General features: G+C 60.9%; 13 protein-coding genes. All 13 read right to left on the reverse strand.

Annotated elements, in window-relative coordinates; translation table 11 throughout:
- Positions 1-79: 79 nt before the first annotated feature.
- The 13 genes from I2H81_RS04855 to I2H81_RS04915 all read right to left on the reverse strand — a co-directional run bounded on the left by I2H81_RS04855 (position 80) and on the right by I2H81_RS04915 (position 11611).
- Entirely contained in the window at positions 80-1264 is a 1185-nt protein-coding gene (locus tag I2H81_RS04855) for an iron-containing alcohol dehydrogenase (RefSeq protein WP_195644758.1), read from the reverse strand.
- Entirely contained in the window at positions 1264-2415 is a 1152-nt protein-coding gene (locus tag I2H81_RS04860; protein ID WP_195644759.1) for an NAD(P)/FAD-dependent oxidoreductase, read from the reverse strand. Before I2H81_RS04860 ends, I2H81_RS04855 begins: the two co-directional genes overlap by 1 nt.
- A gap of 2 nt (positions 2416-2417) precedes the next feature.
- Positions 2418-2786 carry a (2Fe-2S)-binding protein gene (locus I2H81_RS04865; RefSeq protein WP_195644760.1) on the reverse strand — a complete coding sequence of 123 codons (369 nt, stop codon included), beginning with the start codon at positions 2784-2786 and terminating at the stop codon, positions 2418-2420.
- The gene (locus I2H81_RS04870; RefSeq protein ID WP_195644761.1) at positions 2779-4386 is read right to left on the reverse strand and encodes an FAD-dependent oxidoreductase; all 1608 of its coding nucleotides are present in this window, start codon (positions 4384-4386) and stop codon (positions 2779-2781) included. The genes I2H81_RS04865 and I2H81_RS04870 overlap by 8 nt, the downstream gene beginning before the upstream one ends.
- A gap of 1 nt (position 4387) precedes the next feature.
- Positions 4388-4771: a (2Fe-2S)-binding protein gene (locus I2H81_RS04875; RefSeq protein ID WP_195644762.1), complete on the reverse strand. Its 384-nt coding sequence runs from the start codon at positions 4769-4771 to the stop codon at positions 4388-4390.
- Between the two features lie 195 nt (positions 4772-4966).
- Positions 4967-6100, reverse strand: coding sequence for a tyramine oxidase subunit B (locus I2H81_RS04880; RefSeq protein ID WP_195644763.1), 1134 nt, complete (start codon positions 6098-6100; stop codon positions 4967-4969).
- A 6-nt stretch (positions 6101-6106) separates the two neighbouring features.
- Entirely contained in the window at positions 6107-7213 is a 1107-nt protein-coding gene (locus I2H81_RS04885) for an ABC transporter substrate-binding protein (RefSeq protein WP_195644764.1), read from the reverse strand.
- Positions 7214-7216: 3 nt separating this feature from the next.
- Complete coding sequence (locus I2H81_RS04890; protein ID WP_195644765.1) at positions 7217-8062, reverse strand: ABC transporter permease; 846 nt, start codon at positions 8060-8062, stop codon at positions 7217-7219.
- A 3-nt stretch (positions 8063-8065) separates the two neighbouring features.
- Positions 8066-9001, reverse strand: coding sequence for an ABC transporter permease (locus I2H81_RS04895; RefSeq protein ID WP_229108072.1), 936 nt, complete (start codon positions 8999-9001; stop codon positions 8066-8068).
- A 12-nt stretch (positions 9002-9013) separates the two neighbouring features.
- Positions 9014-10126 carry an ABC transporter ATP-binding protein gene (locus I2H81_RS04900; RefSeq protein WP_195644766.1) on the reverse strand — a complete coding sequence of 371 codons (1113 nt, stop codon included), beginning with the start codon at positions 10124-10126 and terminating at the stop codon, positions 9014-9016.
- 28 nt (positions 10127-10154) lie between these two features.
- Positions 10155-10505: a P-II family nitrogen regulator gene (locus I2H81_RS04905; RefSeq protein WP_195644767.1), complete on the reverse strand. Its 351-nt coding sequence runs from the start codon at positions 10503-10505 to the stop codon at positions 10155-10157.
- 251 nt (positions 10506-10756) lie between these two features.
- Complete coding sequence (locus I2H81_RS04910; RefSeq protein ID WP_195644768.1) at positions 10757-11077, reverse strand: DMT family transporter; 321 nt, start codon at positions 11075-11077, stop codon at positions 10757-10759.
- 9 nt (positions 11078-11086) lie between these two features.
- A complete protein-coding gene (locus tag I2H81_RS04915; RefSeq protein WP_229108082.1) occupies positions 11087-11611 on the reverse strand; it encodes an iron-containing alcohol dehydrogenase in 525 nt (174 codons plus the stop codon).
- Between the last annotated feature and the right edge of the window lie 12 nt (positions 11612-11623).

Below are 11623 nucleotides of genomic sequence, written 5' to 3' on the forward strand. Positions count from 1 at the left end.
CAACCAAAAAGAGACAGGTTTCTTTTGGCAGGTCAAACGCTTTACCCACCAAAATTAACCTGTCCCTTTATGGCAGGTATTAGGCGAGCATCAGGCTGAAGATGCGCGCGACGGCGCGTTCGTCGAGCGGAAGATAGCCTCCCACGGCGCCGGAGCGTCCGCCGGCATAGCACGTCTCCTGCGCCAGCACGGGAATGTCCTCAAGCTTGCCGCCCACCGCCTCGAGCGTCGTCGGCATGCCCAGCGAGGCAAAAAACGCACGCTGCGCCTCCACGCCGGCACGGGCGGCGGCCATATCGTCTGCCTCGTCAACGTCCCACACGCGACGCGCCAGCTGGGCCAAGCGCGGCACCGCCGCAACCTCGACATCTAGGTAGTACGTGAGCACCGCCGGAATCACCACGGCAAGCCCCGCGCCATGTGCCACGCCATAGCGCGAAGACAGGGCATACTCGATATCGTGGCTCGCCCAGTCGTGCTTGCGGTCAACACCGGCGATACCGCAGTGCGCCATCGTGGCCGCCCACATTAAGTTGGCGCGGGCATCGTAATCCCGCGGATCCTCGATAACGAGCGAGGCCTCATCGATAATCGCGAGCATCAGGCCCTCGATCATGCGATCGGAAACGTTCACGGCGCTGCTCCTGCCCACATAACGCTCCAGCAGATGCGAGTACATATCGGTAATGCCGCACGCCGTCTGATACGCCGGCAGGGTCTCCGTCAGCTCGGGATTCAAGATGCTAAACGTCGGCAGCAGCACCGACGAGGACGTCTCGCGCTTGAGCATCGAGCCGTCCTGCGTAATCACCGAATCGGGCGAGGCCTCGGAGCCAGACGCCGCAATGGTGAGCGCGCAGCCAATCGGCAACGCCCGATCGGGCGTGCGATCACCGCTGTAAAAGTCCCACACATCGCCCGAATAGCGCGCGCCGGCAGCGATGGCTTTCGCGGTATCGATAACGCTTCCGCCCCCCAAGGCGAGAATAAAGTCCACGTGCTCATCGCGCACGAGCGAAATGCCCTCATACACCGTGCTTAGCAGCGGATTGGGCTTGACGCCTTTGAGCTCAACATGGTCGAGCAATGCACGGTCAAGCGAATCGAGTACACGCGACAGCAGCCCCGAACGCTCGACCGAACCGCCACCGAACAGCACGAGCACCTTGGTGCCGCCATAGTGCGCCACAAGCCGTCCTGACTCCCGCTCGCAACCGCGTCCAAACACAAAGTGCGTGGGCAGGCGATACGAGAAATCCTCCATCACAACCACGCCTTAAAGCGGTCGTAGCGAAAGGCCGAGACGTCGAGCGTCGTGGGCTCATCGCACACCAGCTCGGAAAGCAGCAGGCCCACGATGGGCGAGATGCCAAATCCGTGTCCGGTAAAGGCGCAGGCGATGGTCAGACCCGGGACCTCGTCGATCTTCGAGATCACCGGCACGCCATCGGCACTCTCGTCCTCCCAGCCGGCCCAGGTGCGCACGATCTTGGCGTCGGCCAGGCGCGGGATGTAGCCCATAATGGCGCGGCACTCGGCAGGGGCCGTAATGCTCGAGGTGGGACGGCCGCCAAACGCGCCGTTCGACTCCTCAAGGCCCGAGCTGCCACCAAAGACAAACGAGCCGTGCGCCGTCTGATGGCCGTAAAAGTCACCCGTGGCAACGCCGAGCATCTGCGGGAACATCGTGGGCTCGGCCTCGGTAACCAGGCACTCGATAAGCGATCCCGTCATGGGAATGTCGATACCCACGCTCTCGGCGATACCGCGGCTACCCAGACCCGCCGCCAGCAGCACATCGTTGGCCGTAAAGGTGCCGATGTTGCACTCGACGCCGGCAACGCGGCCGCGCACCTTGCGCAGGCGTTTGACCTCGACGCCCGTCACAAAGCGCACGCCGAGCGCCTTGGCGGCACGATAATATGCGAGCGTGGTGCGCATGGGGTTGGCATGTCCGTCCGTAGGGCACCAGGAGGCACCGATCACCTGATCGGACAGGTACGGGTTGATCTCGCGCACCTCATCGGGCCCGATCATCTTCATGTCGAGGCCCAGACCCTGCGACATACTCGCCAGTTTGCGAAGCGTCTGCAGGTGCTCCTCGGTCTTGCCCAGGCGCAGGTTGCCGCGCTTGACGTACTCGACATCGGCGCCCAATTCATCGGACAGCGTGGGCCATATGTTCTCGACGGCATACATGGCCAGCGGCAATTCGCGCGCATCGCGTCCACTCTGGCGCACGCCGCCGCCGTTGCGCGAACTCGCGCCCTCGCCCACGTTGGGCTCGCGGTCGAGCACCGTGACGCTGCGGCCCTTCTTGGCCAAGTTGTACGCCGCCGCGCATCCAATCACGCCGGCACCGATAATGACGACATCGCAGGCGACGTCGGTGATATCTGCATAAGTTCCCGCCATGGCTACGCTCTCCCCTCTTCGCCGTTGCCGAGCACGCTCATCTCGATCGGGCGCATAGGCGCTCGCGAGGTCTCGGGCTCCAGCAGCGTCACTGCCGGCGTGCCCGCAAGCTCCGCCGCCATAATGCGACGCACGAGCTTGGTGCAGCTCTGTCCCTGGCACAGCCCCATGCCCTGACGCAGATAACGACGGATCTCGGTCATGGTGTACATGCCGTCATGAATGGCGCGACGGATATCGCCCTTCGTCACCTCTTCGCAACGGCAGACGAGCACGCCGTCATCGGGCGCGGGCACATAGGGACCCAAGTCAATCGCCGCACGGTCGAGCGGCTCACCCGGCTCCTTGTAAAAGTTCACGGCCTCACTCATGGCAGGCCACCTCCTCGGTATCCTCGACGGGTTTGAACATGCGCGCCGTCATGGCAAACTCCTTGGGCACACTCATGGTCACGAGCGCCGTCTTGTCAAACGCCTTGACGCTGCGCACGCGTACCACTTGGGCATCGCACACCGGCTCGCCCGAGCGGCTCAAAGCGTGGCCGCAATCGCCCACCTGCGGCAACGGGTAGAACTCGTAGGGCAAGGTGACCGTCGCGGTACCGTCCCCGCAGTCCTCGTTGACCAAGAAGATCGACTGGCCAGGGCAGCTGGCAACGCACATGCCGCAGTCGATGCAATGCGACTCGCCAACGACAATCGGCAGTGACGTAATATGCTCGCCAATGGAGATGCAGCCCTTTTTGCAGGCATCCTGGCACGGGTTGCAGGGGATGTTCTGCGTGCACTCGATCACGGGATGAACGCCCACGCCATGGGTCACGCCGGGATAGCTATCGAGCTCGTCATCGGCAAGGTAGCCATGGCGCAGCAGATGCTGCGAAACCGGGCAGCCCTCCTCAGTAGTCTCGATTTTCTTACCGCGGTTCTTGGGCGCAAACATGCCCTGACGCAGCGTATCGAGCGAAGCCTCGAGCTTGTCCTCGGATTCATCGGCATCCGCCGCGTCGGTGTAGCCCAAATACTCTGCAATCGCCACACCGGAGATGCGGCCCTCGATCATGGCCGAAGAGGCCTCCTCAATACCCGCGACATCGCCCGAAACGTACACGCCGGGCACGCTCGTCGCGCCCTTCTCGTCGCACACGGGAACATACCCGCCGCGCTTGGGGTCATCGACCATGTCGCATCCGGCCATCGAGAGCAACTGGCTCATGGGAGACAGACCCACGGCAACGCAGATCGTATCTACGTCAAAATGCTTCTCGGTACCGGGTACAACCTGCCAATGCGCGTCAACCTCACCGATCGTCACCCCGGTCACACGGTCGTCACCCTCGGCGGCAACCACGGTATGCGACAGGTAGAACGGCACGCCGCAGCGCGCCACTTTGGCCGCATGGACACCGTAGCCACCCACGCGCGGCGCCGCATCCACCAGCGCGACCACGTCGCAGCCCGCCTGCAGCAGCTGAAACGATACGACCAGGCCAACGTTGCCCGAGCCGACCATGAGCACGCGGTCGCCCGGCTTCACACCGTGCAGGTTCATCATGGTCTGTGCGGCGCCGGCGCCAATCACGCCGGGCAGCGTCCAACCGGGAAAATTGAGCGTGTTCTCGGCCGCGCCCGTGGCAACCAGCACGGCATCGCCCTTCACGTGGCGAACGACGTCGCCCACGCGCACCACGACTTCGCAGCCCTCGTACAAGCCAATCACCGTAGCGTCCAGCACCACGGCCACGCCCGCCGCATCGGCCTCGGCCAGCAGCTCATCGCCAATGCGAAAGCCACGAACCTTGGCGCGATGTTCCTTGGAGCCAAAGAACTTGTGGATCTGCTTAAACAGCTGACCGCCGGGACGGGCGTTCTCGTCAAAGACGACGACGTCGAGTCCACGCTTGGCGGCCTCGATGGCAGCGGAAAGGCCGCTGGGGCCGGCGCCGACCACAACCAGATCATGACGTTCCATGCTACTCGGCCTCCTTTGCGGCAGCGGGGCTTGCGGCAGCCTCGGCGGCCAAAGCCTCAGCGCGAGGGTCATCCAAATCGAGCGGAGCCACGCCATCTTGCGTGCGCACGTCCATACCGGCGACAAGCGGCGTCATGCATGTACGCACGTTGGGCTTACCGTCCACGACCATGACGCAGTCGGTACACCGACCGATAGCGCAAAAGATGCCGCGCGGCTCGTGGCGCTTGGCGGTAAAGCGATGTACCTCGACCCCTGCGGCCTTGAGCGCCATGGCGATCGGTTCGCCCTCGTACCCTTCCATCTCAACGCCGTCATAGGTAAAAACGACTCGACTCCCCTTGCTGGGAGCACCCAAAATGGGATGTTCGACAATCCTGGACATGGCACCACCAAACCCCTCTCGTCTATCGGTTACCAACAGCGCCTATCCTACGATTTGGCCTGTTAACGAGCCGTTTCCGCTCGATTACCATTCAAAGGGAAACAAACGGATACGAAATAAAAAAACGAGGCAGGGGAACAGCCATCCCCTTGCCTCGTCCACAACGTCAATGCGTCGTGCATGTCCTTATGCGATTTAGGCCAGCGCAGGCGTGTCCCAGAGCTCGAGCTCCTGCCCCAGTCCCATCTCAACAGCCTTGCGGTAGATCGTGGTGCCCCAGCTCACGTCCTCGGTATTGATGCCGCCGATGCTAAAGAAGTAGATGTCATCCTCGCTCGTACGGCCCGGATCGACCCCGCGCACGATATCGCCCAGGTCCACCACACGCTCGCGCGGCAGCATGCCGTAGTCGACCATATCGACCCACTCGTTGCCGAGCGTACCGCACACGTCAAAGCGGCCGATCTCGTCGCGCCAGTCCTCGTACATGGGGTACAGGTCGGTCACGCACTTCCACTCGCCCTCGATAAACGGCTCGCGGTCGGCATACAGGTCGCTCGGGGCGCAGATGAGTGCGCCGGGCTTGACCCATTCGCGCTTGACGCGCGGATACGTCTCGATGCCGCCGTTCTCGTTGGTGGCGACACTCACCAGGTCGCTGTCGCGGATCGCCTCTTCCTCGGTATCGACGATCACCACGTTTTTAATGCTCGGAAAGTTCTGGTGCACGTAGTCCACGTAGGACTCCAGCGAGCGACGGCCACGGCCCTTGACCTTTACCGTTTCGATATCGGGGCGCTCCATCAAAAATGAGCGCAGCGTGGTCTTATTCATCACGCCCGGGCCGATAATGCCCACGGTGCGAACGTCCTTGCGAGCCAGATAACGCACACCCACGGCAGGTACGGCGGCGGTGCGATAGCTGCTGATAAGGTTCGCGCTCATCAGGGCCAACGGCACTCCGGTATCGGGATCGTTGAGCATGAGCGTCAGAATCGAGCGCGGCAAACCCTTCTCGCGGTTGTTGACATTGGAGCCGTACCACTTAAGGCCACACATGTTGTAGCTGCCGCCCAGGTAGGAACACATGGCCATAAAGCGACGGTCGGGACCGGCGACAGGCATGTTGGGAAACGGCGAGCTCTCGGGAAAGTCCAAAAAAGCGCCATGACTGTTCTTATTCTTACCGCTCATACGGTAATCGCCCAAGCTCAGCAGCTTAAACTGGTCCTCCATCACATCGATGCAGTGTGCCATATCGGTCGCGCCCGCCTTGATGATGTCGGGCTCCGAAAGAAACCTAAAATCGACTTCGGTCGAGCTACTCATATCGATCTATCCCTTCAGATTCGTCCAAATCTTGTCGTATTTGCGCAGCACCTTGGGCGGCAGCGCCTCGGTGCGGCGCCCATGCTTAAACACGTCCGACGGCACGTTCTCAACCGGGTTGTTTTGGAAATCCTCATCGAGCAACTTGATTGCCTCGGTATTGGGCTGCACGTAGGGATAGTCCTCCGAAACCACCTTGGCCACCTCGGGACGCAGCATGTAGTTGATAAACTGCAACGCATTGTCGTTGTGCTTGGCGCCCTTGGGGATGCACCAGTTATCGGTACCGATGCCGCAACCCTCGCTGGGAAACGCCACCTGAATCGCCGGGTTATCGCGCTGTGCCAGGGCGATCTCGGCCGTCCAGATGATGCCGGCAATACAATCGCCCGAAACCAGCGCGTTGCGGGGGCTATCGGAGTCGTACAGCTTAAAGTTCGGCTTGAACTTGGCCGCCTGTTTGGCAATCTTGGCGATGCTCTCGTCGTCTTTCTCGTTGCCGGTCAGGCCCACTGTCATGCCGGCGACAGCGAGCACCTCGCGAAAATCGTTCAGCGTCACGATGTTGCTGCGGAACTTCTCGTCGAGCATATCGGTAAAGCTCTCGGGCTTATCGACCTCGTCCTCGTTATAGGCAATCGCGGTGCAGCTGCCCATAAACGGGATGGAGTACTTGTTGCCCGGGTCAAATTCCTGATCCATATACTGCTTGCCGATATTGCCCTTGTTGGTGAGCTTGGCAAGGTCGAGCGGCTCGAGCAAGTCCTGCGCAATCAGGCTTTTGACCATGTAGTCGGTCGGCTGCAGAATATCGTAGGTGCCCTCGTTTTCGGTCCTTACCTTGGCCAGCATGTCCTCGTTGGAGGAGTAGAGGTACTGGTTGATGTGGATACCCGTCTCCTTCTCAAAACCCTCGAGCACCGAATCGGGCACATACTCGGTCCAAATGAAGATGTTGAGTTCGTTGGGGTTGTCGGACTTACCGCATCCCGTCAGGCCGCCCGCGGTACCGACCGCAAGTCCGGCGGCAGCCAAGCCCAGCGCACCGCGCAAAAACTGTCGGCGCGAGATTTGCTGCTTGTGGAAGGCCTCCATCACATCGAAGTCGCCCATGTCCTAGCACCCCCTTTCCTGGCTCAGCTTGGCTGCGGCACGACGTTCACGCCATTTGTCAATCATGCCGCTCTGGGTAATCACCACGACGGCAACCGTTCCCAGCAAGATCAGCGTGGACAGCGCGTTGACGTCGGGTACCACACCGCCCTTGATGGACTGCATGACCTTGAGCGGGAAGGTCAGGTCCTGGCCGTAGACAAAGTAGGACACGACCACATCATCGATCGAAAGCGTAAAGGAGAGCAGCGCGCCTCCGGCAATGCCCGGAGCCAGCATGGGCAGCGTCACCTTAAAGAAGGTGACCAGGCGATTGGCGCCCAGGTCCATCGACGCCTCCTCGAGCGACGGGTCGTAACCGTCCAGGCGGGCACGGACGTTAAAGATCACAAAGCTCACGCAAAAGGTAACGTGCGCGATGATCAGGCCCACCATGCCACGGGGCACGCCCACCTTTACGTAAACGAGTAACAGCGAGATGCCCATGACGATCTCGGGGATAACCACCGGGATGTATAGAAGGCTGTCAATGAGGTTGCGGCCGGGGAACTTGTAGCGGTAGAGGCCCACGGCCCCCAGCGTGCCCAGTGCGGTCGCCAGGGCCGTCGTGGTGATGGCGAGCACCATGGTGTTGCCAAAACTCGCCAGCAGCGGGCCGTTCTGAAACAGGTGCACATACCAACGTAGGCTAAAGCCGCCCCAGCTCAGATAAGGCTTCTCGGTGTTGCCGTTAAACGAGTTGGCAACAACAATCACAATGGGCAGAAACAAGATCGCATAGATCAGGGCGCAAAAGACAACACCCGTCCCGCGGCTCAGCTTGTGCTTGGTTTGACGCTTGATCGCCATTGCCTACACCCCCAAGCTTTCCATATCGCCGCCGGCCTTTTGGTAAATCTTGACCAGCAGCAGCGTTATCGCGATGAGCAGAATCGAAAGCGCGGCACCCAAGGGCCAGTCGTTAGCGCTTTGGAACTGACGTTGAATCAGGTTGCCGATAACGTCGGCATTACCGCCACCCAGGATGTCCGCGATATAGAACGCACCCAGGCTGGGGATGAACACCATGATGCAGCCCGAAAAGATGCCGCTCATAGTCTGAGGAATCACGACCTTAAAGATCGTGGTCAGCATATTGGCGCCGAGGTCAAAGCTCGCCTCGATCTGCGATTCATCGAGTTTTTCGATAGCGGCGTAGAGCGGCAGCACCATAAACGGAAACATGTCGTAGGCCATGCCAAAGACCGTGCATGCCTGGTTGTACAAAAACTGAATAGGCTCGCTCGTCACGCCGATCGCCATCAAAAAGGTGTTGAGCTGACCGGTTGCCGAAAGAAACGTGCGCCAGCCATAGATGCGCACCAGCGAGTTGGTCCAAAACGGGATGATGATCATCATATACAGCAGCGTCTTTTTGGACTTAAACGTACGGCTGATCAGATAGCTAAACGGATAGGCCAGCACCAGGCAGATGGCCGTGGAGACAGCCGCGATCAGGATGGACTGCCCGTAAATCTTGAGATACTCGGGATCCAACATGGCCTGGAAGTTATCGAGCGTAAAGCTGTAGGCCACGTTGTAGTACTGGTCGGTGGAACAAAAGCCCATGATCAGAATGTAGAGCAGCGGCACCGCGATAAACGCCAGCAGCCACAAGGTGACGGGGCCCACGGTAACCAACGCCGGCAGCGTGTTGGAACGAAAACGGCGGTGACGCTCGATGCGGGCGGCCTCGACGTCGTGCTCGGTGGCGGCGACAGTCGCCGCCATAGTTGCGGTATCGGACATGGCTGTCGCCCCCTAACGCATCTCGGCATTCTCGAGTGCCGAGAAAAAGACCTGGTCGAGCGTCTTGATGGTGCGGGCATCCGCCGGATCCCAGTACAGGTAGACCGGACCGTTCTCGGGCAGCTCGTCGCCGGCGAGACGTTCCAGACGGACCTCCTGGCCATCGGGCAGCACCACAATCGCCTTGATCATGGACCCCACGTACACCTGCTCGCGAACGGTACCCATAAGCGAGAAGCCATCGCGCGGCTCGAGCGCAAACTGCATGCGCTCCGGACGCACCGATACGGCCACAAGCTCGCCAAAGTGAAAGCCCTTGGCATTGGAGCGAATCGTGCCGGATTCGAGCGAAATCTCGAGTCCATCGGGCGTGTCGGCCGAAACCATGCCCTCAAACAGGTTGGTCTCGCCGATAAACGTGGCCACGAACTTGCTTGCCGGCGCCTCGTAGATCTCCTTGGGCGTACCGATCTGCTCCAGCACGCCGTCGTGCATAATCGCGATGCGGTCGCTCATGGTGAGCGCCTCTTCCTGATCGTGCGTCACATAGAGAAACGTGATGTTGAGCTTGCGCTGGAGGCGCTTGAGCTCGAGCTGCATCTGCTTGCGCAGCTTGAGATCGAGCGCACCCAGCGGCTCGTCGAGCAGCAGAATCTTGGGTCGGTTGACCAGGGCGCGGGCGATGGCGACGCGCTGCCTTTGGCCGCCGGACAACTGGTCGGGCTTGCGCCCCTCAAAACCGCCGAGCTGCACCAGGTCGAGCATCTCCATCACGCGCTCGCGGATCTCGTCCTTGGAGACTTTCTTCATCCTAAGGCCATAGGCAACGTTGTCGAAAATGGTCATGTGCGGAAACAGCGCGTAGCTCTGGAACACCGTGTTCACGTCGCGCTCGAACGGCTCTTTGTCGGCCACGTTGGTGCCGGCGAGCAGAATCTCGCCCGTAGTGGGCTGCTCAAAGCCGGCAACCATGCGAAGCGTCGTCGACTTGCCCGAGCCCGAAGAGCCCAGAATCGTCAGGAACTCGCCCTCCTGTACATCGATGGACAGGTCCTTGACCACATGGTTTTCGCCGTAGAACTTGTTGATATTCCTAATCTGGACGAGCGGTTTGGTACCAGGCATGGCAATCGCCTTCTCTCAATCCGTCTACCTACAGCGCGGCGTTGCCACGCTCGCCGGTACGGATACGCACGGCATCGGCAATATCGCGGATGAAGATCTTGCCGTCTCCCACGCGGCCGTCGGCCATGCGCTCTCGAACCGCCGAGATGATGGTCTCGACATCCTGGTCGCGCACGACCACGCTTGCCTGGATCTTGGGCAGCAGGTTGATGTTGATCTTGAAGCCGCGAATCTCGTTGACGCCGTCGGTCATCGCACCCTTCTGCGTGCCGCAACCCATAACGGACGAAACGGTCATACCGCCGCAATGCACCTCGTCAAGAATGGCCTTCAGGCTCTCGAGCATCTCCGGACGGATGATGAGTACCAGTTCCTTCATGGTTTTCTCCCCTCTTCGGTGGCGATGAGCGCGCCCGTGCGCGTTCGTTGTTGGGGATTATGCGTGCCAAAACCGCCCGTTTTATTAACGGAGTGTTTTGAAACACGGGTGACGCCGAGCGTTTACGCCCGCGCAACATAGGTCGCGAGCTGGCAATATGCTCGAAATACAAACGAAACGCCGGTCGCGCGGAAGCCTATCCGCACGACCGGCGTTCTTTAATTGCGCCAGAGAGGGTGCTGCCCGGCAAACTACGAAGCGCTCGCAAGGTTCACAATCACTACGCCCGCAACACACAGCCCAAGCCCCACAAGCATCATCGGGCTCAGACGGTCACCAAAAACGAGCACCGAGATGGCCGAGGTGGCGACGATGCCCGCAGCACACCATGTGGCATAGGCGCTCGCAAGATCGAGCACGTTGAGGACGAGCGAAAACAAATAGAAGCTCAAACCGTACAGCACGACCGTCGCCACACTGGGTGCCAGCACGGTAAAGCCGTGCGTTGCCTTGAGCGCCGACGACGCGCCGATTTCGCAGGCTATGGCAATAGCAAGCTGAACGTATGGCATACCGCCCTCCTACGCCGCGGCGCACACGCTGCCGAGCAACTCGCGCAAAGGAGACCCAATGCCCTCAAGCAGTTCGGGCGCGATGATGGCAAAAACGGGGACCTCGCCGGCACCCACCGCAGTGGGCACCCTGCCCTCCGAGACAATGCATCCATACGGGACAAAGCCGTCCTCACCGACATCGAGCGCCGCCATGCGACGCGCGAGTTCGCGCGCAAAGCCGGCAGTATCGGCATCGCCGATCGCCAGGACAAAGTCCACGCCTTCGTCGGTCGCCAAGGCCACGGCTTCGTCCACCAGTCCATCTCCCCCGTCGGCTCCAACCGGGCCGCAGCGAAAGAGCACGCGCTCGAGCAGAGCCCGATCGAGCGAGCCGAGCGCCGCCGAGACGAGCTCGTCGCGCGTATGCTTGTCGCCTCCCAGCACGACCAGCGCCTTGGTACCGCCGTAGTGAGCGACCAACCGTCCGCACCAGCGAGCCACGTCTCCGTCCGCGACAAGGCGCGTCGGCATACCAAACCCATAGTTGACCATCGTTTCCACAAC

This window comes from Collinsella aerofaciens (genome assembly GCF_015561195.1).
In the GTDB taxonomy this organism is placed as follows: domain Bacteria; phylum Actinomycetota; class Coriobacteriia; order Coriobacteriales; family Coriobacteriaceae; genus Collinsella; species Collinsella aerofaciens_AC.